This window comes from Mesorhizobium comanense (assembly GCF_005503535.1).
GTDB classification, from domain to species: Bacteria; Pseudomonadota; Alphaproteobacteria; order Rhizobiales; family Rhizobiaceae; genus Mesorhizobium; species Mesorhizobium comanense.
In genome coordinates this window covers 1-21,951 of the sequence record NZ_SCNN01000013.1, presented here as the reverse complement: position 1 = coordinate 21,951, position 21,951 = coordinate 1, and the positions used below count along the sequence as shown (strand labels likewise).

Genomic DNA, 21,951 nt, shown 5'->3' with positions numbered 1-21,951 from the left:
AGATCTGGCATGATCGGCAAGCTCAAGGGCACACTCGACGAGATCGACGAGGATCATTGCCTCGTCGACGTGCATGGCGTCGGTTACGTCGCCTACTGCTCGGCGCGCACGCTGGCGGCACTGCCTTCGCCCGGCGAAGCGGTGGTGCTGTTCATCGAGACCTATGTGCGCGAGGACATGATCCGGCTCTACGGTTTCCAGTCGGCTCTGGAGCGCGAATGGTTCCGGCTCTTGATGAACAATGTGCAGGGCGTCGGTGCCAAGGTGGCGCTGGCCATCCTGTCGACACTAGCGCCGGCGGACCTCGCCAATGCCATCGCGCTGCGCGACATCGCCATGGTTTCTCGTGCGCCCGGCGTCGGCAAGAAAGTGGCCGAGCGCATCGTCACCGAGCTGAAGGCCAAGGCTCCGGCCTATGCGGGCGCCGCGTCGGGTACGATCGGCCTGAAGCAGGAACTCGGCGAGGGCGTCGCCCCGGCGCCGATCACTGACGCGGTTTCGGCGCTTGTCAATCTCGGCTATTCCCGCGACATCGCCGCCAATGCGGTGTCGGCGGCGCTGAAGACGGCGGGCGAGGGCGCCGATGCGTCCAAGCTGATCCGCTTCGGGCTGAAGGAACTGGCGCGATGAGCGCTGGCTTGTCGGGGTTTTACTCGTATGCGAGTAAGGCCGCATGACCCTGTCCCCCCGTCTGATCGCACCGGAAAAACGCGGCGAGGATGCCGACCAGACCTTGCGGCCGCAGACGCTCGACGATTTCGTCGGCCAGGCCGCCGTACGAGCCAATCTGAAAATCTTCATCGAGGCGGCCAAGGGCCGCAAGGAAGCGCTCGACCACGTGCTGTTCGTCGGGCCGCCCGGGCTCGGCAAGACGACGCTGGCGCAGATCATGGCCCGCGAACTCGGCGTCAATTTCCGCTCGACCTCGGGACCGGTCATCGCCAAGGCCGGTGATCTCGCGGCGCTGCTCACCAATCTCGAGGAGGGCGACGTTCTCTTCATCGACGAAATCCACCGGCTGAACCCGGCGGTGGAGGAAATCCTCTACCCCGCGATGGAGGATTTCCAGCTCGACCTGATCATCGGCGAAGGTCCGGCGGCGCGCTCGGTCAAGATCGACCTTGCCCGTTTCACCCTTGTCGCCGCGACCACGCGGCTTGGCCTGCTCACCAATCCGCTGCGCGACCGTTTCGGCATTCCGGTGCGGCTCAATTTCTACACGGTCGAGGAACTGGAACAGATCGTGCGGCGCGGCGCGCGCATCCTGCAGATGCCGCTCGGCGAGGATGGGGCGCTGGAGATCGCGCGGCGCGCGCGCGGCACGCCGCGCATTGCTGGCCGGCTGCTGCGCCGCGTGCGCGATTTCGCCTCGGTCGCGGGCGACGGCCATGTCGATCGCACCGTCGCCGACGAGGCACTCACCCGGCTGGAGGTCGACGCGCTCGGCCTCGACGCGCTCGATCGCCGCTATCTCAACATGATCGCGCGCAATTTTGGTGGCGGTCCCGTTGGTATCGAGACGATCGCGGCCGGGCTCTCCGAGCCGCGCGATGCGATCGAAGACATCATCGAGCCCTATCTCATCCAGCAGGGCTTCATTCAGCGCACGCCGCGCGGCCGCATGCTGACGGCCAATGCCTGGCGCCATCTCGGCCTCGATGCGCCCAAGGATCTCGCTCAGCAGCAGATCAACCTGTTCCAGGAAGAATAGCGGGGCAAGCGGGCAGGCACGGTTTCCCGGACCAGTGATCAAGCATCAGTGATCGGGCCTGCGCAAATTCTCCTCATCTTCGCCGGCTTGCCGGCGTATTCGTGGATTGTATCGCAGGCTGGCGGGCATACCGCCATGATCCGGGCGAAGGAGCCAATCAGATGACAGGCAGACGCAGGCAATGATCAGCAGACGCGGATTCCTGCGCTTCATCGGCGGGTCGTTCCTGTCGGTCGCTTCGTTCAGCGCCTATGCGGTCGGCATCGAGCCGATGCTGCTGACGCATGTGAAGCGCTATGCGCTGACGCCGCCGCACTGGCCTGGCGGCCTGAAGCTGCGCATTGTCGCGCTCGCCGACATCCATGCCTGCCGGCCCTGGATGACGCCGGAGCGGGTCGCTTCGCTGGCCGAGGAGGCGAATGCCTTGCAGCCGGACCTGATCGTGCTGCTCGGCGATTACATTGCCGGCATGCGCCTGGTGTCGCAAAGGGTGACGCCGCCGGAATGGGCCGGCGCGCTGTCGGGCCTCAAGGCGCCGCTCGGCGTGCTGTCGATCCTGGGCAATCACGACTGGTGGGCCGATGGTTTCGCGCAGCGTGCCGAGGTCGGCCCGACGATCGCGCGCAAGGCGCTGGAGAAAGTCGGCATCCCGGTCCTGGAAAACGACGCCGTGCGCCTGGAGAAGGACGGACATGGGGTATGGATCGCCGGCCTCGCCGACCAGCTGGCGCTGTTGCCGAAAAAGAGGCATGAGCCTCCCAGGGGGCTGGACGATCTCGACGGCACGCTGGCCAAGGTCAGCGATACCTCGCCGGTCATCCTTCTGGCGCACGAGCCGGACATTTTTCCGAAAGTGCCGGAGCGTGTCTCGCTGACGCTGTCGGGCCACACCCATGGCGGGCAGGTGCGGCTGTTCGGTTATTCGCCCATCGTGCCGTCCCAGTTCGGCAACCGCTACGCCTATGGCCATGTCGTCGAGAATGACCGCAATCTGATCGTCTCGGGCGGGCTGGGCTTCAGCAACCTGCCGATCCGTTTCGGCATGCGACCGGAAATCGTATCGATCGATCTCGGCTGATCCGCGTTCAGGGCAGTGCCCGGATTGCGTTCATGACATCGGGCTCGGCCTTGTCGCCGTTGAAGGCGTCGACGATGCCGAAGGCACCGCCATAGCTCCACACCGACCAGGAGAAGCCGTGCGCCTCGGCGCGCGCGATCATGTCCCTAACATAGGCGGCGCGATACGCGCCCGGCATGACGTAGGCGTTGCCGTATTCCTGGCGGATCATGCCGAACTCGCCGAGCGTGATGTTTTCCGGCTTGATGCTGTTGGCTTTAGACCAGGCCTCGACCTTCTTGAAGGGAGCGTCCATCAACCCGAGAAGCTTTTCCGGGCTGTCCATGCTGGCCACCTGTTCGTCGAGATAGGCAAGCAGGCCGCTCTGCCGCGTCCACGGGGCCTCTGCCTTGATACGGGCGCGGATGGTGTCCAGCGTCACGTCGAGCTGCGTCTTCGGCACCGATGTCAGCGGATAGGGCAGACCGGTCACATAGGGGATGAAGTCGCCCGCCCAGGTCGCACCCTGGTGGGTGAGCAGGAACGGATCGTAGGAATGGAAGGTCCAGATGACGTTGTCGTCGGGAATTGTCTTCGGGTCGATTTTCTCCAATGCCGAGGCGGCGGAATAGCAGGCGCCGGTCAGCACCAGTGTCAGCTGCGTCGCCGAGGACCGTGCCGCGGCGAACAATTCGCGCTGGCGGTCCGGCCACAGGCTGGTGCCCTCAGCGTCGCAGTCCACGATCGGTTCGTTCATCAGTTCGAAGGCGACTTTCTGGGGATCCTCGCCGGCCAGAGTGCGGCCCATCCTGCGCACCATGTCGACATAACGGTCGAAGGTCTGCGGATCGTTCATCACTTCGGCCATGCCGATCTTGCGGCCGCCGCCGGCCGGGACCAGGTGCATGTCGACGATCACCTTCAGGCCGGCGCGGTTGATCATGCGCACAGAGTCCAGCACGCTGACGTAGAGGTCGTCGCGCAGGGCCGTGGTCTGGTCGGACAGGAAGGGCGAGGGGTCGACCGGCATGCGCAGGAAATCGAATCCAGCCTCCTTGAGGGATTTGAGGTCCTCGTCCTTGAGGAATTTGCGCCATTCCGGATAGGGCAGGATGGTCCTGGCGTCGTCCCAATGGTCCTCGCCGGGCCAAGTGACCCACTGGTCGAGGTTAAGGCCGCGCTTCATGGAGAAGGTCGCGCTCTGCGCAGGGAACGCTGAAGCGACGAGCACAAGCAGCGCCGCCGTCAAGGTCTTGATCATCGCCGTCAACAGTGCCATCGGGTTCATGCGCCGAAATTACGTGCCTTGTCGTGACTGAAAAAGGAAGCGCAATGGACGATCATGGTGAATCGGCGACGCTGCTGGCAGGCATTTCCGGCGCGTTGATGCCGTTCGGCCACCGGCTGATGGCCCGGGTCTATTACGCCGACACGGATTTCTCGGGCGTCGTCTACCACGCGCGCTACCTCGAATTCCTCGAGCGCGGCCGCTCCGACTACCTCAGGCTGACCGGTGTCCATCACACCGAACTCGCCAGCGGCAGCCATGGCGAAAGAATAGTCTGGGTGGTGCGGCGCATGGAGATCGACTTCCGCGCGCCGGCCCGCATCGACGACATACTGACCGTCGATACGCGCACCGAGGCCATTTCCGGCGCACGCATCTTCATGGCGCAGCAGCTCAAGCGCGGTGAGGAGGTGCTTGTCGAGGCCAAGGTCGAGGCGGCGATCATCGGCGAGAATGGCCGGCCGAGGCGGTTTCCCAGGGAATGGGTGGCGGCCTTCATGCCCAAGTCCCGTGCTTCAGCTGACTGAACGGATTTGCGCGGCTACACCAAAGCCTGTCGACCGATTTCTGACGGTTGGTGACGTTCGGCAGCGGCAACGGGGAGCTTGCGCGTGCCCGAAGGCAGTATGACAACGTCATACATTATGCTACAAGATTCGCCATGAGAACCAGCAAGCCCATAAGCGTGACGCTCGGACGCCAGCAGAGCAGCCTCGACGCCCGCCTGGCGTCTGGAGCATACGATTCCGCGAGCGAAGTGATGCGGGCAGCGCTTCGCGCCCTTGACCGCGAGGAGCAGGTCATTACCGCCATTATGCGCGCCAAGGTACAGCAAGCTCTTGACGACCCGCGCGCGGACATCCCGGCTGAGGACGTATTCAAGGCATTGCGCGCGCACCATGCAGGCCGCATGAAGGTCGCCAAGCGTGACGCATAAGGTCGTCTTTCGGCCCTCGGCGCAGTCCGATCTCTTTGCCATTTATAACTATATTGAAAAGGAAAGCGGCGCCGCGCGCGCCGGCGGCTATATCGACCGCATCGAGGCGGCGTGCATGGCGCTATCCACGTTCCCGGAACGAGGTATCGTTCGCGAGGCTATCGGACCCGGAATCCGCGTTGTCGGCTTTGAACGTCGTGCATCGATCCTGTTCCGAGTCGACCCGGAGCAGGTTCTGATCCTGCGTGTCCTCTATGGCGGGCAGGACTACCCCCACCACTTGGAAGAGACGGACTCCTAACCGTGGAGGCGCGTTGGCTTCGCCACAAGGCGCGGCAATGCGCCGCGCCTTATTCACTAACCCATCCTTAACCATAACGGTTCATGAAGAGATTGGTGAAGATTGGCGTTATCCAGCGCCTTCGTTTCACCAATATTTGCCCCGAAAAGGCCGCGAAAGGCACGGTTTGGGGTGTCCGGTAGCTTCGCGCGAACCGACCACAAGGGATGCCAGGGGCCAGCCGCCAGCTTCGCCCGGAAATCTTAAGGACGTAACGATGGAAAATATCGCACTCGCCGAACCGGGCGCGCAATTGTCGATTTGGGCCTTGTTCATGCAGGCCAGCTGGGTGGTCAAGCTGGTCATGATCGGGCTGCTCTGCGCCTCGGTGTGGACCTGGGCGATCATCGTGGACAAGCTCGTCGCCTATGGCCGCATGCGGCTGGCGCTCAACCGTTTCGAGCAGGTTTTCTGGTCGGGGCAGTCGCTGGAGGAGCTCTACCGCACGCTCGCCGACCGCAAGACGACGGGCATGGGCGCCATTTTCGTCGCCGCCATGCGCGAATGGAAGAAGAGTTTCGAGAAAGGCGCCAAGTCGCCGCTCGGGCTGCAGACCCGTATCGACAAGGCCATGGACCTGGCGCTGACGCGCGAAATGGAGAAGCTGGAGGGGCGCCTGGGCTTCCTTGCCACCACCGGTTCGGCCGCCCCCTTCATCGGTCTGTTCGGTACCGTCATCGGTATCATGACCTCGTTCCAGGCCATTGCCGGCTCCAAGAACACCAGCCTCGCGGTCGTCGCGCCCGGCATCGCCGAGGCGCTGCTGGCGACCGCCATCGGCCTCCTGGCCGCCATTCCGGCGGTCATCGCCTACAACAAGCTGTCATCGGATGCGAGCAAGCTCGCGGTGCGCATGGAAGGGTTCTCCGACGAGTTCTCCGCCATACTCTCGCGCCAAATCGATGAAAAAGTCGCGCCGAAGGCCTGAGGAGTAACCGATGGGCATGTCCGTAGGCATGAATGGGGGACGCGGCGGGCGCGGCCACCGGCGGCGCGGCCGTCACCACGCGCTGATGTCGGAGATCAACGTTACGCCGATGGTCGACGTCATGCTGGTGCTGCTGATCATCTTCATGGTCGCGGCGCCGATGCTGACGGTCGGCGTGCCGGTCGACCTGCCGGAGACGCAAGCCAAGGCGATGAATGCCGACACGCAGCCGATCATGGTCACCATCGACGCTGCGGGAAAGATTTTCCTGCAAGAGACCGAAATTCCGGCGGAAGAGTTGGTGGCCAAGCTGCAGGCGATTTCCAAGACTGGCTACGACGAACGCATTTTCATCCGTGGCGACAGGGCTACCAACTATGGTGCTGCGATGGAGGTAATGGCCCTCATCCAAGCTGCTGGCTACAAGAACATTGGTCTGATTTCACTGCAGAAACAGGATCAGTAGACGCACGATGAAGACCGGCCTCACCACATCGGTGATCCTGCACGCGGCGGTGCTGGCCTTCGGCCTGTTCACGCTGTCGGCGCCGGCCGCGCTTCCGTCGGCCGACGTGGAGTCGGTCGCGGTCGATATCGTGCCGATGGAAGCCGTTGCGCAGACGCTGCAGGGCGACAAGAAGGCCGTGATGCATGAAAAGCCGGCGCCGCTGCCGACGCAGCGCCCCGATATCGTGCCCGATGCACAAAAGATCGGTGAGAACAGCGTCGATACCGACAAGCCGGTGACGGACGAGGCCAAGCCGAAACCGGTCGAGAAAACAGCGATGGCTGCCCCGGCGCCGACACCGACCGAAAAGCCGAAGACCGAGGACGCGCCGAAGCCAAAGGAAGAGCCGAAGCCGACACCGGCAACGGAAGTGGCGCCGGTTCCGCAACCGAAGGAAGAGGTCAAGCCCGAGCCGGTCAAGCAGGTCGAGCCCAAGCCGACGCCGGCCAAGCCGGCGCCCACCCCGCCGCCGCAGGACAAGACCGCCGCTATCGATCCGACGCCCGAGGTCAAGCCCGATGCCGTCGCCGAAGCGATAGCCAAGGATCCGCCCACCGAAGAAACGCAGTTGCCGAGCTCGGCGCCCGCGCCGGAAGCGCGGCCGAAGCCGCAGCCGGCGCCGGCCGAAAGCGCCAAGGCGCAGGATCGCAAGGACGCCGACAAGCCGGTCAAGGAAGCCTCGTCGAAGCCGAAGTCGGACGACAAGCAATTCAATGAGGGCGCTATCCAGCAGTTGCTCGACAAGCAGAAGCCATCCGGCGGCGGCGCCAAGCGCTCGACCCAGCAGGCGTCGCTCGGCGGTGACAAGGATCATGGCCAGAAGCTGTCGAAGTCGGAGCAGGGCGCTTTGGAAGATCAGCTCAAGGGTTGCTGGTCCATTCCAGCGGGTCTCGAAGGCGCGGAGAATTTTGTAGCAATCATCCAGTTCAATCTGAATGCCTCCGGCAAGCTGGACGGTCGTCCGTCCGTCGAGAAGTCGAGCGGCAATCGCCAGTTTGATGAAAGCGCCGTACGCGCCGTCCAGAAATGCGACATGGCCGGCTTACAGGTCCCTGCCGGCAAGCAAGACATCTGGAATGATGTCGTGGTCACTTTCGATCCAAGAGAGATGCTTGGCCTCTAGGCCGAGAGCTGGAACAGCGAAGAAGAAAAGCGAGAAGACATGAGATCTTTCCTCAATCCGCTCCTGGTGCTTGTAGCCGTGACGCTGGGCATAACGGCAGGTTCTGTCGTTCCAGTTCTGGCCAAGGTCGAGCTCAAGGTTACCGGAGGCAACATTGAGCCGCTGCCGATCGCGATCACGGATTTCCAGGGCGGCGACGCGCTGGGCGCCCAGATTTCCCAGATCGTCACCGCAGACCTGAAGCGCTCCGGCCTGTTCGCGCCGATCGACAAGGCCGCTTTCATCGAGAAGATTTCAAACCCGGACGCCGCGCCGCGCTTCGACGACTGGAAGGTGATCAACGCGCAGGCGCTGGTCACCGGCAGCGTCAGCAAGGAGGCCGACGGACGCATCCGCGCCCAGTACCGGCTGTGGGATACCTTCGCCGGCCAGCAGATGGCGGGCGAGCAGTTCTTCGCCAATGACGCCAACCAGCGCCGCGTCGCCCACATCATCGCCGACGCCATTTACGAACGGATCACCGGCGAGAAGGGTTACTTCGACACCCGCGTTGTTTTCATCGACGAGTCCGGCGCCAAGAACGCGCGCAAAAAGCGCCTCGCCATCATGGACCAGGACGGTGCCAATGTTCGCTATCTCTCGGACGGCAAGTCGATCGTGCTGACGCCGCGTTTCTCGCCGAACCGGCAGGAAATCACCTACATGTCCTACGAAAGCGGCCAGCCCAGGGTCTATCTCCTTCAGATCGAGACCGGGCAGCGCGAACTGGTCGGCAACTTCCCCGGCATGACGTTTGCGCCGCGCTTCTCGCCCGACGGGCAGAAGGTGATCATGAGCCTGCTGCGCGACGACGGCAACTCCAACATCTTCGCCATGGATCTGCGCAGCCGCTCGACGACACGGTTGACCAATTCGACGGCCATCGATACCTCGCCATCCTACTCGCCCGACGGCAGCAAGGTCGTCTTCACCTCCGACCGCGGCGGCCGGGCGCAGATTTACGTGATGGGCTCCGATGGCTCGGGCCAGACCCGCATCTCTTTCGGCGACGGCGTCTACTCGACACCGGTTTGGTCGCCGCGCGGCGACCTCATCGCCTTCACCAAGCAGACCGGCGGCGAATTCCAGATCGGCGTCATGAAGACCGATGGCTCCGGCGAGCGCATCCTGTCCTCCGGCTTCCAGCAGGAAGGTCCGACCTGGGCGCCCAATGGCCGCGTCTTGATGTTCTTCCGCGACACCAATGGCGGCCCGAAGCTCGTTTCGGTCGACCTCACCGGCCGCAACGAGCAGCCGATCCCGACGGCGAACTTCGCTTCGGATCCCGCCTGGTCGCCGCTGCTCGAGTAGGTTCGACCGAATTGCCACAACTGCGGAAAAGGGGCCGATTCGGCCCCTTTTCCATGCAATGGTCGCGTTTTGGCCGCATTTCCGCCTAGGGTCCGCGACAACTGTGACCTTGGATTTAGAGGTTGTGGACGGCGGCCGAAACAAAAATTTAACCATGTTTCTTGAATGCGGGTTAACCCAAACGTGGTTACTGGGTGATCAACGAAATCACTCGAATACGATCACTCGAAATACGAAGGAGAGGCGGCATGGGCCGTATCGCAGCACTTACCAGAAACCCGGCCATGATCGCGCTGGTGGCAGCCCTTGCCATCACCGGCTGCGCCTCGAAGAAGACCCCGAACAACGCCGCTGACCTTGGCCTTAACGGCGCGGGCGCCGCGACGCCCGGTTCGGCGCAGGACTTCACCGTCAACATCGGCGACCGCATCTTCTTCGATACGGACTCGTCGTCGATCCGCGCCGACGCGCAGACGACGCTTGCCCGCCAGGCGCAGTGGCTGAACCAGTACAAGCAATACGCCATCGTCGTCGAAGGCCATGCCGACGAACGCGGCACACGTGAGTACAATCTGGCGCTCGGCGCCCGCCGCGCCGCCGCCGCGCGCGACTTCCTGGTTTCCAAGGGCGTCGCCGGCGGCCGTTTGAAGACCATTTCCTACGGCAAGGAGCGTCCGGTCGCCGTGTGCGACGACATCTCCTGCTGGTCGCAGAACCGCCGCGCGGTCACCACGCTCAGCGGCGCTGGTTCCTGACGCATGAACCCGAAAATCAATTTCGATTTTCGGAAAGGGATCATGCGTCGGCGGTAAGTGCTTCAGCGTCTTTTGCGCCCCCATGAGGACGCGTGGCGCCGAAGGCGGCAAAAATACCACACTATCCTGTGAAAGGCGGCTTTCGGGCCGCCTTTTTCATATCGGCACGTCCGAAACAAAATTTGGCCGAAGTCTCGCGCCCTGCTATGAGCCGAGGGCGCTTGACTGGTCCCACTCTGATTTGGAAGGCGCGGAAACAGGCTAACGACACGGCGAGAGGCACATGCATTTGAGATCGGTTCTGAGCGGTACGCTCGCGGTATTGCTCCTATCAGGCGTCACCGCCTTTGCCAGCGGATCGGGCACCGGCGGCGCCGGGCAAACCGACAGCGGTTTTTCCTTCCACCTGCCGTCGATCGAGCTGCCCAGCCTCTTCGGCGACAAGAAAAAGCCCGAGCAGGTACAGCTCGCCCAGTCGAGCGGCACGACCGGCCTCGAGGATCAGCTGCGCCAGATGAACGGCAAGATCGAGGAGCTCAATTTCCAGATCCTGCAGATGCAGGAGCAGATCCGCAAGCAGCAGGAAGACAACGAGTTCCGCTTTCAGCAGCTCGAGGGCGGCTCACAGGGCGGCCAGCAGCCGGCTGGCCAGAAGAAGTCGCAGGCCGCGCCCGCAGGCGCTGACACCAGCGTCGCCCAGGCGCCGCCAGCGCAAGCCCCAGCCGATTCCGGAAATCAGGCCGCCAGCCAGTCATCGGGCGGCCAGAGCGTCGAGGATGTCATCGTCGAATCCTCCAATGGCGATCCGGGCAAGGTCATTCCCGGAAAAGGTGCACCCGAAAAGACCTTCGGCTCCATCACCGTCGATAAGAACGGCAATGTGATCGATGCTGGGGGCAATACCCAGGCGGCCGCTCCGGCGCAGGATGCCGCTCCTGCCGCCAGCGCGCCGGCCAAGGCCGGCAAGGCCGACGGCACGGTGGTCGCGGCGCTGCCCTCCACCAACAATCCCGAAGAGCTCTACCGCAATTCCTACCAGTTCATCCTGTCGGGCGACTACAGCACGGCCGAGCAGGGTTTCCGCGACCATATCGCCCGCTTCCCCAAGGACGCCAAGACGGCGGACGCGCATTACTGGCTGGGCGAGTCGCTGCTCGGCCAGCAGAAATACCGTGATGCCGCCGAGGTCTTTCTCGCCGCCAGCAAGGATTATCCCAAGGCCAAGAAAGCCCCCGACATGCTGCTGAAACTCGGCGTGTCGCTGGTCGGCCTCAAGCAGCATGATGTCGCCTGCGCCACCTTCGGCGAGGTCGGCAAGCGTTATCCCGACATCTCCAATGCCCTCAAGGAACGCGTCAAGCAGGAGAAGGCTCTCGCCGCGTGCTGACCTTCCCGCGCTGATGCCGCAGCCCAGAACCGGGCCCTTCCAGGCACAAGCATGATGCTCGACATCGAGCCCGATCCTTCGACGAAACTTTTTTCGCATATCGATTTTACCAGCGGCGCCGTCGCGGCCGTGTCCGGCGGTAGCGATTCGACCGCGCTTCTTCTCCTTCTCAAACAGCATCTCGACCGAACAGCGCCTTCTACCCGGCTGCTGGCGGTTACGGTCGACCATGGCTTGCGGCGAGGCTCGGCAGCCGAGGCGCAAGCCGTGGCGAAGCTTTGCGCCGAACGGGCCATCGCCCACCGCATCATGGCCTGGTCTGGCGACAAGCCATCGACGGGCCTGCCGGCGGCGGCCCGGGAGGCGCGCTACCGGCTGTTGGCGCAGGCGGCGCGGTCGGAAGGGCTCGGCCTGATCGTGACTGGTCACACCTTGGATGACCAGGCCGAGACGGTGCTGATGCGGCATGCGCGCAATGACCACCGTGATTTTGACGACCTGGCCGGAAGGGGACTTGCCGGCATGGCGCCGGCCACGCTCCACGACTGGCGTGAATGGATCGTGCGGCCGCTTCTGGGCGTGCATCGTTCAGCGCTTCGCGGGTTCCTGCGGCGCGAGCAGGTCGGCTGGGCCGAGGATCCGACCAATGCCGACGAGGCTTTCGAGCGGCCGCGCGTGCGCGCGGCCCTTGCCGACGATGCCCAGCGCATCGGCCACGCGCTGGCGCTGGCCGGCGGCGCGGCGGCCGCGCGCAGCCGGCTCGGCGGCGAGGCGGCCGAAATGATCGGCCGCTTTTGCGGCCAGCCGGCCAGCGGCCTGATCCGCCTCGATCCGGGGCTGCTCTCGGCCGGCAACGACACGGCGGCCATCTATGCGCTGCGCATTCTCCTGGCCACCACGGGCGGGCTTGCCTTCCTGCCGGACGAGGCCCGCGGCGCGGGGTTGTTCGGCCGGCTGAAGGCCGGATTTCTTTGCGCCACATTGTCGCGGACGGTGGTCGACTTCCGGCGGGCGGGCATCTTCCTGCACCGCGAGATGCGTGGCTTGCCGCAGCCCGCCATCATCGCCGATGGTGCCGTCTGGGACGGGCGCCGCCGGATCACGTCGAACGATCGCGGCGGCGCGTTGTCGATCGCGCCACGCGGAGCCGCGGCGGCGAAACGGCTGGTAGTTGCCGAAGGCGAGGTTCCGCCAAGCCTTGCGCGCGCCGCCCTGGCCGTCGAACCGGCGTCGTGGCAAACCGCTGAAAGTGACGGTTCCACTCAAGGCGGGCGGACATCGCCAGGGTTCGCGACGCGCCCTGTCATTGCCCCGTTCGCGCGCTTTTTGCCGTCCTTCGATCTGGCGCCGGCGCGCGCCATGGCTTCGCTGATCGGCGCGGAGCCGGTTCCGGCTTCGCCATGGCGCGGCCACAGTGCCGGGTGATCTTGGGCGAAAGCTTAACCCACACGTGCTGTTATGCTTGGCAAGGGGGTGTGCTCTCCCTATGTTAGGCCCAAGTTTCCTCTCATGACGCGCGTTCGTCCGCGGACGCCAACGGGACAATTGATGAATCCGAATTATCGCAACCTCGCGCTCTGGGCGATCATAGCGGTCCTGCTCATCGCCCTGTTCAATCTGTTCCAGACGCCGCAGACGCGCGGGGCTTCGAGCGATGTGCCTTATTCGCAGTTCCTGCAGGATGTCGCGGCGGGCCGGGTCAAGACCGTGACCATAGCGGGCGCCCGCATCACCGGCACCTACACCGATAATTCAACCGGCTTCCAGACCTACTCGCCCGGCGACCCGTCGCTGGTATCGCGGTTGCAGGACAAGAACGTTACCATCAACGCACGGCCCGAGACCGACGGCTCCAACTCGCTGTTCGGATACCTGATCTCGTGGCTGCCGATGATCCTCATCCTCGGCGTGTGGATATTCTTCATGCGCCAGATGCAATCCGGGTCCGGCCGCGCCATGGGCTTCGGCAAGTCGAAGGCCAAGCTTCTGACCGAGGCGCATGGTCGCGTCACCTTCCAGGACGTCGCCGGCGTCGACGAAGCCAAGGAAGACCTCGAAGAGATCGTCGAGTTCCTGCGCGATCCGCAGAAGTTCCAGCGCCTCGGCGGCAAGATTCCGCGCGGCGTGCTGCTGGTAGGCCCTCCCGGCACCGGCAAGACGCTGCTCGCCCGCTCGGTCGCGGGTGAAGCCAACGTGCCGTTCTTCACCATTTCCGGCTCGGACTTCGTCGAAATGTTCGTCGGCGTCGGTGCATCCCGTGTGCGCGATATGTTCGACCAGGCCAAGAAGAACGCGCCCTGCATCATCTTCATCGACGAAATCGACGCGGTCGGCCGCCATCGCGGCGCCGGCCTCGGCGGCGGCAATGACGAACGCGAGCAGACGCTGAACCAGCTGCTGGTCGAGATGGATGGCTTCGAATCCAACGAAAGCATCATCCTGATCGCCGCCACCAACCGTCCCGACGTGCTCGATCCCGCGCTGCTGCGCCCGGGCCGTTTCGACCGCCAGGTGGTGGTGCCGAACCCCGACATCGTCGGCCGCGAGAAGATCCTCAAGGTGCATGTGCGCAACGTGCCGCTGGCGCCCAATGTCGATCTCAAGGTCGTCGCCCGCGGCACGCCGGGCTTCTCCGGCGCCGACCTGATGAACCTGGTCAACGAATCGGCGTTGATGGCGGCGCGGCGTAACAAGCGCCTCGTCACCATGGCCGAGTTCGAAGACGCCAAGGACAAGATCATGATGGGTGCCGAGCGCCGCTCGTCGGCCATGACCCAGGCCGAGAAGGAGCTGACCGCCTATCACGAGGCCGGCCACGCCATCCTGGCGCTCAACGTGCCGTCGGCCGATCCGCTGCACAAGGCCACCATCATCCCGCGTGGCCGCGCGCTCGGCATGGTCATGCAGTTGCCGGAAGGCGACCGCTATTCGATGAGCTACAAGTACATGGTCTCGCGCCTCGCCATCATGATGGGCGGACGCGTCGCCGAGGAGTTCAAGTTCGGCAAGGAGAACATCACCTCCGGCGCCTCCTCCGACATCGAGCAGGCAACCAAGCTGGCGCGCGCCATGGTCACGCGCTGGGGCTTTTCGGACAAGCTCGGCCACGTCGCCTATGGCGACAACCAGGAAGAGGTCTTCCTCGGCCATTCGGTGGCGCGTACGCAGAACATCTCGGAAGAGACGGCTCAGATCATCGATGCCGAAGTGCGCCGCCTGATCGACGATGCCTATTCGACGGCAAAGTCGGTGCTGACCAAGAAGAAGAAGGAATGGATCGCGCTGGCGCAGGGCCTGCTCGAATACGAGACGCTCTCGGGCGACGAGATCAAGCAGCTGATCGCCGGCGAGAAGCCCGCGCGGGACATGGGCGATGATACGCCGCCGAGCCGTGGCTCGGCCGTGCCGAAGTCCGGCGGCCGCCGCAAGAAGGGCCCCGAGCCCGAAGGCGGCATGGAGCCTCAGCCGTCTAGTTGATCAGAACGTTGTCGAGTTCAAGAAAAACGCCGCGGCCTTCTCCGCGGCGTTTTCGTTTGTGAAGGCACCGCCGTGGTTCGCAGGGACCAAAGCCGGCCAATTGTTGAGGTTGGCATCGCCCCTCATTTGCCCTGCCGGGCATTTCTCCCCGTGTGGTGACCGGGAGAAAATAGCTTGCCGCAACGCCGGTGCTTTTTGTGGCGTTGGTGATTGGCGCGATTATAGATGAGAGCGCCCCTATCCCCCGTCATTACGGGGAGAGGATGCCGGCAGGCAGGTGAGGGGCAGCGCAAACGCGTGTAGATCGCTCGGCAATTGCGAACAAAGAAAGGCCCGCGAACCTTGCGGCTCGTGGGCCTTTCTTTGTTGAGCCATTGCTGTCGATCAGGTCTTCAGCCTGGCATTGCACAGGCTGTAATAGCCGCCACCCTTCTGGATCCACTTGAGGCCGCTCAACGTGCCGGCATCCTTGTTGCTATGGTAGCCTTGGAGGCAGGTCTTCATTCGCGCCTTGGCGGGTTTTTCGGCCTGGAATTCGGCCGCGAGCGTGGTCGGGAACGTCACGCCGGCCGGCGCTACAGTGGGTGCGGTCGCCGCGCTGGTTTCCTTCTTCGGCTGTTGTGTCGCTTTGGCCGTGTTCGCCTCGGCGCTTCCCGTAGCGGCCGCTGCGCATCTATCCTTGCGGAAAGCGTTCCAGTCCATGCCGTTCAGGGTGCCGCTTTCCTTGGCGGTCCGATAGGTCTCGCCGCATTCTTTCATCGTCATTGCGTTTCCCGGGGTGGCACCCCAGGCAATAAAAGCCGTTGCAGCCAGCGACGTCAATCTCAAGCCAGACATCAAACCCTCCATATCGAGTACAGATTGAACATCTTTTGTATACTTTTTGTTCTTCTTCTGTTCAACAAGAATCTTCTGCCTCAACCAGGAGACTTCCCACACCTGGCTACCGGGCGTGGGGGGACCACGCTATCGGTTCAAGGCTTTCGCGGTCGGGAAGCAGGACCGTTGAGCTTTTCAACGCAACAAAAAGCCCGCGAACCTTGCGGCTCGCGGGCTTTGTTTTTCAGATGCTGCTGTCGATTAGCCCTTCAGCTTGGCGTTGCAGAGGCTGTAGAAGCCGCCGCCCTTCTGGATCCACTTCAGGCCGCCGAGCGCATTGGCGTCCTTGAGCGCATAGTACTGATCGAGGCAGGTATGCATGCGGCCCTTTCCGGGGGTCTCGCTGGCATACTTGGCGGAGATCGCGGTCGGGAAGGTGACGCCCTTGGGGGCGACGGTTGTCGGCTTCGCCGGCTCGTTGGTATAGCTTGCCTCGCTCGGAGCGGGCACGCTGTCATCATCCGATGCGCTTGCGCCGCATTCGGACTTGCGGAAGTCGTTCCACTTCTTGCCGCCCAGCGTATTGGCGGTCTTGGCAGCCTGATACTTTGTGCTGCACTCGGCCATGGTCAGGCCCTTGCTGTCGGCGGCAGCCGCGGCGGCCTTGGTGGCCGCCGGCTTGGTGGTGTCAGCCGCGGCGGATGCGCCGGCGGCGCATTCGGTCTTGCGGAAATCGTTCCACTTCATGCCGTTCAACGTGCCGGCGGTCTTGGCGGCCTGGTACTTGGCGCTGCATTCCTTGGCGGTCAGGCCCTTGGTCGTGCTATCGGCCGCCGCGGCGGTGGTCGCAGCCTTGGTCGTCGCCTTGGTTTCGGCTGCCTTGGTGGCGGCCGGCTTGGCATCCGTGGTAGCGGCGGCAGCGGTGCCGCACTGGGCCTTGCGGAACTGGTTCCAAGTCTGCCCGGCCAGGGTCCCCGCATCCTTGGCCGCGTTATACTTCGTGCTGCATTCGGCCATGGTCAACGCGTTGGCTGGCGCGGCCAGGAACAACGTCGCGACCGCAAGGCCGGCTAGAGTGGCAAGTCGGTGGATGAGCATAGCGTTTCTCCGTTTGCTGCAGCCCATTATACGTCCCTGCGAATCAATAACGCTCAACAGTCGGTTGCGCCAGATGCCAGGGGGCGTATATATCGCCGAAATTCGCGTTCTAACGACAAGGTGATGAAATCATTGGCCGTTACGGGCGCGGCGCCAAGAATTCCCGGGGTGTATCGGCACAAAACGGCTCGCAAGAATGGTATATTGTGGCGCAACAGTGTCAGCAAGCTGGGCTGCGGCCAGGTTGTGTGCGGTGCACAACAATGATTTTCTAAGGATTGGTAACATATAATCACACAATGTGATCAGAGCGCGCAGGCCAATTGTGGCATGACGTGCCGGCTAAGAACAAGCGGGGATACCGACCAGCATGGCAGGAAATTACTTCGGCACGGACGGCATCCGCGGGCGTGCCAACAAGTTTCCGATGACCGCGGAAATCGCCATGCGCGTCGGCATGGCCGCGGGTCTTTCGTTTCAGCGTGGCAGCCACCGCCACCGGGTCGTTCTGGGCAAGGACACCAGGCTTTCCGGCTACATGATCGAAAATGCGATGGTGGCCGGCCTTTGTGCCGCCGGCATGGACGTGTTTCTGCTCGGCCCGATCCCGACGCCGGCCGTCGCCATGCTGGTGCGCTCGTTGCGCGCCGATATCGGCGTCATGATCTCGGCCTCGCACAATCCCTACTACGACAACGGCATCAAGCTGTTCGGCCCTGACGGCTACAAGCTCTCTGATGAGATCGAAGAGCGCATCGAAAGCATGCTGGACAAGGACATCGAACTGGCGCTCGCCGATTCCGACGGACTTGGCCGGGCCAAGCGCGTCGATGGCGTGCATGACCGTTATATCGAGTTCGCCAAGCGAACCCTGCCGCGCTCGATGTCGCTGTCGGGTCTCAGGATCGTCGTCGATTGCGCCAACGGGGCGGCCTACAAGGTGGCGCCCGAGGCACTGTGGGAACTCGGCGCCGAGGTCGTTGCCATCAATGTCGAGCCCAACGGCTTCAACATCAACAAGGAATGCGGGTCGACCCATCCGGCGGGGCTGCAGAAGAAGGTGCATGAAGTGCGCGCCGACATCGGTATCGCGCTCGATGGCGACGCGGACCGCGTCGTCATCGTCGACGAGAATGGCGCCATCGTCGACGGCGACCAGATCATGGCGCTGATCGCCGAGTCGTGGCACCAGAGCGGGCGGCTGGCCGGCGGCGGCGTGGTTTCGACGGTCATGTCCAATCTCGGCCTGGAACGGTTCCTGGGCGATATGAAGCTGCAATTGCACCGCACCAAGGTCGGCGATCGCTATGTCGTGGAGCATATGCGCGCGCACGGGCTCAATGTCGGCGGCGAACAGTCCGGCCACATCGTGCTGTCGGACTTCTCGACCACCGGCGACGGCCTCGTCTCGGCGCTGCAAGTGCTGGCCTGCATCAAGCGGCAGGGCCGCCCGGTCAGCGAATTGTCGAAGAAATTCGAGCCGGTGCCGCAGTTGTTGAAGAATGTTCGCATCGCCGGCGGCAAGCCGCTGGAAGAGGCTCCAGTCAAGGCAGCCATCGAGGATGCCCGTCATCGTCTGGGCAAGGCCGGGCGCCTCGTCATCCGCCCATCCGGCACCGAGCCGCTGATCCGCGTCATGGCCGAAGGCGACGATCCGCAACTGGTCGAGGCGGTCGTCAACGACATCGTCGAGGTCATTTCGGAAACCCGCAGCGCCGCCTGATCTCCAGCGCGTCCGAAGGGCGTCGCCAAGCTTTTCCGGTTCTATAGAAGCCCGCCCTCCCGGCGGGCTTTTTGTTGGCCAGGCCTGTCTTCGACCGCACAACCTATCGCTCGAATTTTAGAGATTCGTGGTTAATCGACAGGGTTAAACGCCTTTTAACCTTTGCAATTCATTATCCACGCTTGAAAGCCAATCTCATTTTCGGACGCGATCGTCGTTCCGAGTTCCTAGGGGTGACAAGCATGTTCAATACAGCAAGAAAGGCCCTGTTTGCCGCGCTGTTTGCGGGTCTGGCATGGCCGGTGTTCGCAGCCGATCTGCCGGAGCCGCAGGTCGAAGAGGCGCCGCCGCCGGTTTATGAGCAGCCGGTCGATGTCGGCGGCTGGTATATCCGTGGCGACATCGACTATCACAAGTCGAAGATGGGCGACATCGACTATATCACCTATGGGGCCGCGCCTTGCCCTTGCGGACCTCCTGTAGGGGTCGCCGGCAGCAAGTCCTTCGACTACGGCAAGCTCAAGGGCGGTTTCTCGCTCGGCGCCGGCGTCGGCTACAAGATCAACGAGCACTTCCGCACCGACTTGACCGCCGACTATTGGTTCAAGTCGAACTTCGAGGGCGGCACCTCGGACCTTACCACGACTTCGGCCGAAGCGTCGAAGATGAGCGCCCTGCTGCTGCTCGCCAACGCCTATGTCGATATCGGCACCTGGCACGGCATCACGCCCTATGTCGGCGCCGGTATCGGCGGCGCGCGCGTCAAGTGGGATACGGTCTACGACCCGACACCGGGCGCTACCGAGACCAACCCCGGAACATCCAGCTGGCGCTTCGCCTACGCAGTCATGGCCGGTGCCTCCTACTGCCTGACCGACAAGGTCATCCTCGATGCCGGCTACCGTTTCTCCCATATCCAGGGCGGTCGGATGTTCGAGTATGACACGAGCAGCGCCGGACCGGGCTTCGATCACGGCTTCAACACCCACGAAGTGCGCGGCGGCCTCCGCTACCAGTTCGGCGGCAACAACGGGTGCAGCGTGCCGGTGGCCTACCAGCCCGAACCCGAGCCGGTCTACACCAAGTAATCATTTTCCTGCTGGAATCTTCGAACCGCCCGGCATCAGCCGGGCGGTTTTCGTTTGCGTGCCGGAACCCGAAATCTGCCCCGAAATCAATTCGCTAACCCTCTGTTAGCCTTAACCCCGACTTAACCACTATAGTTAACAATAGCTCCTGAAACGATGGTTGCCCCGGCTTGTCCGGCGGCGCCTAATCCGGGAGCCGGGGACCATGACACTCACATCGCGTATGGCGCTGGCGCTCGCCGCATTCGCCTCGATACCGCTGGCATCGGCAGTCGCGGCCGACTACGATCCGCCAGTTTATGTCGACCAGGCACCGGACTATGTGCCTGTCGAGGTCGGCTCGGGCTGGTATCTGCGCGGCGATGTTTCCTATCTGGCGCAGAAGAGCTTCAAGAACGACAGTTTCAGCTTTACGCCCGCGAGCTTCAGCGACAAGGAAGACCCGATCTTTGCCAGCGTCGGCTTCGGCTACCATTTCAACGACTGGCTGCGCGCCGACCTCAATCTCGGCTATCTGCCTGGCAACAGCGTCGGCGTCGGCTACAACAATTCGGGAACGGTATCGGCCTACACGCAGGCATCGGGTAACCTGAAGAACTACGCTTTCTCCGGCATCCTCAACGGTTATGTCGACCTTGGCACCTATGTCGGCATCACCCCCTATGTCGGCGCGGGCGTCGGCATCGTGCGCAGCAGGCACACCCTGTCTGCGAGCTATTTCACCAACAACAGCGACCCGACGGACGACTTCGTCCTGAACGACAACAAGACGCAGTATTCCCTGGCCTATACGCTGAACGCGGGTCTTGCCTACCAGGTCACCAAGAACGTCTCCGTCGACCTCGGCTACCAGTATTTCTCGGCCCCGAGCGCCGAATATGTGACGGCCGAGAGCCTGACCTCCTATCCGGTCAAGAAGGGGATCAACAATCACCAGATCAAGCTCGGGCTGCGCTACGATCTCTGGTAGTCGCGCGCGACGCGGAAATCCGGCGGCGGATCCTCGGGTCCGCCGTTTGCGTTTCATCACGCGATCCTGATCGGGGATCACGGATATCCTGCCAGCGACAAAAACTTTCCCCTTGACGCCCGAGGCATGAACGCATATCGCCGTCCGTGGGCCACCCCTCCCCAACGAGGGGCCACTATCTGGAAGGATAGACCACGATGACGACCGTTACGAAGCCCGGACTCCGTCCGGCAAACCCCAATTTTTCTTCAGGTCCCTGCGCAAAACGCCCCGGCTGGTCGGTCGAGGCGCTGAAAGCCGCCGCGCTCGGCCGTTCCCACCGTGCCAAGATCGGCAAGGCCAAGCTCGAACAGGCGATCGAGCTTACACGTGAAATCCTGCAGGTTCCCGCCGGCTACCGCATCGGCATCGTGCCGGCGTCCGATACCGGCGCGGTCGAGATGGCGCTGTGGTCGCTGCTGGGCGAGCGCGGCGTCGACATGGTCGCCTGGGAAAGCTTCGGCTCCGGCTGGGTCACCGACGTCGTCAAGCAGCTCAAGCTCGCCGACGTGCGCAAATTCGAGGCCGGTTATGGCGAACTGCCTGACCTGAGCAAGGTCGATTTCGACCGCGACGTGGTCTTCACCTGGAACGGCACCACCTCCGGTGTGCGTGTGCCCAATGGCGATTTCATCCCGGCGGATCGCAAGGGGCTGACCATCTGCGACGCGACGTCGGCCGCCTTCGCGCAGAGGCTCGATTTCGAGAAGCTCGATGTCGTCACCTTCTCCTGGCAGAAGGCGCTGGGCGGCGAGGGCGCGCACGGCATGCTGATCCTGTCGCCCCGCGCCGTCGCGCGGCTGGAAAGCTACAAGCCGGCCTGGCCGCTGCCAAAGATCTTCCGCCTGACCTCGGGCGGCAAGCTGATCGAGGGCATCTTCAAGGGCGAGACCATCAACACGCCGTCGATGCTGTGCGTCGAGGACTATCTCGATGCGCTTCACTGGGCGAAGGCGATCGGCGGTCTCGATGCACTGGTCGCCAGGGCGGATGCCAACGCGGCCGTGCTGGACGGTTTCGTCGCCAGGTCATCATGGCTTGGACATCTCGCCGTCGAGCCGGCGACGCGTTCGAACACCTCGGTTTGCCTGTCCTTCACCGATCCGGATGTCGCGGCGCTCGACGCCGACGGACAGGCCGCTTTCGCCAAGGGGCTGGTCTCGGCGCTCGACAAGGAAGGTGTCGCCTACGACATCGGCTCCTACCGCGATGCGCCTCCCGGCCTGCGCATCTGGTGCGGCGCGACCGTCGAGACGTCTGATCTCGAAGCGCTGCTGGCGTGGCTCGACTGGGCTTTCGCCGCGCAGAAGGCATCGCTGAAGGCGGCTGCCTGACCCCTTCCCCCATGAGGGG

The 21,951-nt window shown here is 63.5% G+C and carries 21 protein-coding genes; 18 read left to right on the top strand and 3 right to left on the bottom strand.

Features of this window, described 5'->3' with window-relative positions; translation table 11 throughout:
* The first annotated feature begins 9 nt into the window (after positions 1–9).
* From ruvA to FFS37_RS21310, 3 genes are all read left to right on the top strand, one after another.
* Positions 10–630, top strand: a complete 621-nt coding sequence (gene ruvA / locus FFS37_RS21320) for a Holliday junction branch migration protein RuvA (RefSeq protein WP_137932951.1) — start codon at positions 10–12, stop codon at positions 628–630.
* Positions 631–673: 43 nt separating this feature from the next.
* Positions 674–1,711 carry a Holliday junction branch migration DNA helicase RuvB gene (gene ruvB / locus FFS37_RS21315; RefSeq protein ID WP_137932950.1) on the top strand — a complete coding sequence of 346 codons (1,038 nt, stop codon included), beginning with the start codon at positions 674–676 and terminating at the stop codon, positions 1,709–1,711.
* 181 nt (positions 1,712–1,892) lie between these two features.
* Positions 1,893–2,789 carry a metallophosphoesterase gene (locus FFS37_RS21310; protein WP_137932949.1) on the top strand — a complete coding sequence of 299 codons (897 nt, stop codon included), beginning with the start codon at positions 1,893–1,895 and terminating at the stop codon, positions 2,787–2,789.
* A gap of 7 nt (positions 2,790–2,796) precedes the next feature.
* Here the strand turns inward: FFS37_RS21310 and FFS37_RS21305 are convergent, their stop codons facing one another.
* Positions 2,797–4,047, bottom strand: coding sequence for a glycoside hydrolase family 5 protein (locus tag FFS37_RS21305; RefSeq protein ID WP_137932948.1), 1,251 nt, complete (start codon positions 4,045–4,047; stop codon positions 2,797–2,799).
* Positions 4,048–4,100: 53 nt separating this feature from the next.
* Here FFS37_RS21305 and ybgC point away from each other — a divergent pair, with 53 nt between their 5' ends.
* The 11 genes from ybgC to ftsH all read left to right on the top strand — a co-directional run bounded on the left by ybgC (position 4,101) and on the right by ftsH (position 14,861).
* Positions 4,101–4,583 carry a tol-pal system-associated acyl-CoA thioesterase gene (gene ybgC / locus FFS37_RS21300; RefSeq protein ID WP_137932947.1) on the top strand — a complete coding sequence of 161 codons (483 nt, stop codon included), beginning with the start codon at positions 4,101–4,103 and terminating at the stop codon, positions 4,581–4,583.
* 134 nt (positions 4,584–4,717) lie between these two features.
* Positions 4,718–4,993: a type II toxin-antitoxin system ParD family antitoxin gene (locus tag FFS37_RS21295; RefSeq protein ID WP_137932946.1), complete on the top strand. Its 276-nt coding sequence runs from the start codon at positions 4,718–4,720 to the stop codon at positions 4,991–4,993.
* Positions 4,983–5,294, top strand: a complete 312-nt coding sequence (locus tag FFS37_RS21290; protein ID WP_137932945.1) for a type II toxin-antitoxin system RelE/ParE family toxin — start codon at positions 4,983–4,985, stop codon at positions 5,292–5,294. Before FFS37_RS21295 ends, FFS37_RS21290 begins: the two co-directional genes overlap by 11 nt.
* Positions 5,295–5,550: 256 nt before the next feature.
* Positions 5,551–6,261, top strand: coding sequence for a protein TolQ (gene tolQ, locus FFS37_RS21285; protein ID WP_137932944.1), 711 nt, complete (start codon positions 5,551–5,553; stop codon positions 6,259–6,261).
* A gap of 10 nt (positions 6,262–6,271) precedes the next feature.
* Positions 6,272–6,727: a protein TolR gene (tolR, locus tag FFS37_RS21280; protein WP_137932943.1), complete on the top strand. Its 456-nt coding sequence runs from the start codon at positions 6,272–6,274 to the stop codon at positions 6,725–6,727.
* Positions 6,728–6,734: 7 nt separating this feature from the next.
* The gene (locus FFS37_RS21275) at positions 6,735–7,892 is read left to right on the top strand and encodes a TonB family protein (protein WP_137932942.1); all 1,158 of its coding nucleotides are present in this window, start codon (positions 6,735–6,737) and stop codon (positions 7,890–7,892) included.
* A gap of 39 nt (positions 7,893–7,931) precedes the next feature.
* Positions 7,932–9,242 carry a Tol-Pal system beta propeller repeat protein TolB gene (tolB, locus tag FFS37_RS21270; protein ID WP_137932941.1) on the top strand — a complete coding sequence of 437 codons (1,311 nt, stop codon included), beginning with the start codon at positions 7,932–7,934 and terminating at the stop codon, positions 9,240–9,242.
* 248 nt (positions 9,243–9,490) lie between these two features.
* Positions 9,491–9,997: a peptidoglycan-associated lipoprotein Pal gene (pal, locus tag FFS37_RS21265; RefSeq protein WP_137932940.1), complete on the top strand. Its 507-nt coding sequence runs from the start codon at positions 9,491–9,493 to the stop codon at positions 9,995–9,997.
* 283 nt (positions 9,998–10,280) lie between these two features.
* Positions 10,281–11,384, top strand: a complete 1,104-nt coding sequence (gene ybgF, locus FFS37_RS21260; protein WP_137932939.1) for a tol-pal system protein YbgF — start codon at positions 10,281–10,283, stop codon at positions 11,382–11,384.
* 54 nt (positions 11,385–11,438) lie between these two features.
* Complete coding sequence (gene tilS / locus FFS37_RS21255; RefSeq protein ID WP_137933136.1) at positions 11,439–12,809, top strand: tRNA lysidine(34) synthetase TilS; 1,371 nt, start codon at positions 11,439–11,441, stop codon at positions 12,807–12,809.
* A 123-nt stretch (positions 12,810–12,932) separates the two neighbouring features.
* Positions 12,933–14,861 (top strand): ATP-dependent zinc metalloprotease FtsH, encoded by a 1,929-nt coding sequence (gene ftsH, locus FFS37_RS21250; RefSeq protein WP_137932938.1) that lies wholly within the window; start codon positions 12,933–12,935, stop codon positions 14,859–14,861.
* 384 nt (positions 14,862–15,245) lie between these two features.
* Here the strand turns inward: ftsH and FFS37_RS21245 are convergent, their stop codons facing one another.
* Positions 15,246–15,782: a hypothetical protein gene (locus FFS37_RS21245; protein ID WP_408631445.1), complete on the bottom strand. Its 537-nt coding sequence runs from the start codon at positions 15,780–15,782 to the stop codon at positions 15,246–15,248.
* Between the two features lie 159 nt (positions 15,783–15,941).
* Positions 15,942–16,778, bottom strand: coding sequence for a hypothetical protein (locus FFS37_RS21240; RefSeq protein ID WP_137932937.1), 837 nt, complete (start codon positions 16,776–16,778; stop codon positions 15,942–15,944).
* A gap of 370 nt (positions 16,779–17,148) precedes the next feature.
* On the opposite strand from FFS37_RS21240, the gene glmM reads away from it, so the two are divergent.
* The 4 genes from glmM (at position 17,149) to FFS37_RS21220 (ending at position 21,932) form a co-directional block, all read left to right on the top strand.
* The gene (gene glmM / locus FFS37_RS21235; RefSeq protein ID WP_023777672.1) at positions 17,149–18,501 is read left to right on the top strand and encodes a phosphoglucosamine mutase; all 1,353 of its coding nucleotides are present in this window, start codon (positions 17,149–17,151) and stop codon (positions 18,499–18,501) included.
* A gap of 242 nt (positions 18,502–18,743) precedes the next feature.
* On the top strand, positions 18,744–19,589 hold the full coding sequence (locus FFS37_RS21230; protein ID WP_137932936.1) for an outer membrane protein: 846 nt from the start codon (positions 18,744–18,746) through the stop codon (positions 19,587–19,589).
* A gap of 205 nt (positions 19,590–19,794) precedes the next feature.
* Positions 19,795–20,559, top strand: coding sequence for an outer membrane protein (locus FFS37_RS21225; RefSeq protein WP_137932935.1), 765 nt, complete (start codon positions 19,795–19,797; stop codon positions 20,557–20,559).
* A gap of 197 nt (positions 20,560–20,756) precedes the next feature.
* On the top strand, positions 20,757–21,932 hold the full coding sequence (locus tag FFS37_RS21220) for a phosphoserine transaminase (protein ID WP_137932934.1): 1,176 nt from the start codon (positions 20,757–20,759) through the stop codon (positions 21,930–21,932).
* Positions 21,933–21,951 lie beyond the last annotated feature (19 nt).

Bases quoted from the DNA above. Each gene is read 5' to 3' on its own strand.
- FFS37_RS21275 (WP_137932942.1), top strand. From the start codon at position 6,735: ATGAAGACCGGCCTCACCACATCGGTGATCCTGCACGCGGCGGTGCTG.
- glmM (WP_023777672.1), top strand. From the start codon at position 17,149: ATGGCAGGAAATTACTTCGGCACGGACGGCATCCGCGGGCGTGCCAAC.
- tilS (WP_137933136.1), top strand. From the start codon at position 11,439: ATGCTCGACATCGAGCCCGATCCTTCGACGAAACTTTTTTCGCATATC.
- tolQ (WP_137932944.1), top strand. From the start codon at position 5,551: ATGGAAAATATCGCACTCGCCGAACCGGGCGCGCAATTGTCGATTTGG.
- ftsH (WP_137932938.1), top strand. From the start codon at position 12,933: ATGAATCCGAATTATCGCAACCTCGCGCTCTGGGCGATCATAGCGGTC.
- pal (WP_137932940.1), top strand. From the start codon at position 9,491: ATGGGCCGTATCGCAGCACTTACCAGAAACCCGGCCATGATCGCGCTG.
- ybgF (WP_137932939.1), top strand. From the start codon at position 10,281: ATGCATTTGAGATCGGTTCTGAGCGGTACGCTCGCGGTATTGCTCCTA.
- FFS37_RS21310 (WP_137932949.1), top strand. From the start codon at position 1,893: ATGATCAGCAGACGCGGATTCCTGCGCTTCATCGGCGGGTCGTTCCTG.
- tolB (WP_137932941.1), top strand. From the start codon at position 7,932: ATGAGATCTTTCCTCAATCCGCTCCTGGTGCTTGTAGCCGTGACGCTG.
- FFS37_RS21220 (WP_137932934.1), top strand. From the start codon at position 20,757: ATGACGACCGTTACGAAGCCCGGACTCCGTCCGGCAAACCCCAATTTT.
- ybgC (WP_137932947.1), top strand. From the start codon at position 4,101: ATGGACGATCATGGTGAATCGGCGACGCTGCTGGCAGGCATTTCCGGC.
- FFS37_RS21240 (WP_137932937.1), bottom strand. From the start codon at position 16,778: ATGCTCATCCACCGACTTGCCACTCTAGCCGGCCTTGCGGTCGCGACG.
- FFS37_RS21225 (WP_137932935.1), top strand. From the start codon at position 19,795: ATGACACTCACATCGCGTATGGCGCTGGCGCTCGCCGCATTCGCCTCG.
- FFS37_RS21230 (WP_137932936.1), top strand. From the start codon at position 18,744: ATGTTCAATACAGCAAGAAAGGCCCTGTTTGCCGCGCTGTTTGCGGGT.
- ruvA (WP_137932951.1), top strand. From the start codon at position 10: ATGATCGGCAAGCTCAAGGGCACACTCGACGAGATCGACGAGGATCAT.
- FFS37_RS21305 (WP_137932948.1), bottom strand. From the start codon at position 4,047: ATGGCACTGTTGACGGCGATGATCAAGACCTTGACGGCGGCGCTGCTT.
- FFS37_RS21295 (WP_137932946.1), top strand. From the start codon at position 4,718: ATGAGAACCAGCAAGCCCATAAGCGTGACGCTCGGACGCCAGCAGAGC.
- ruvB (WP_137932950.1), top strand. From the start codon at position 674: ATGACCCTGTCCCCCCGTCTGATCGCACCGGAAAAACGCGGCGAGGAT.
- tolR (WP_137932943.1), top strand. From the start codon at position 6,272: ATGGGCATGTCCGTAGGCATGAATGGGGGACGCGGCGGGCGCGGCCAC.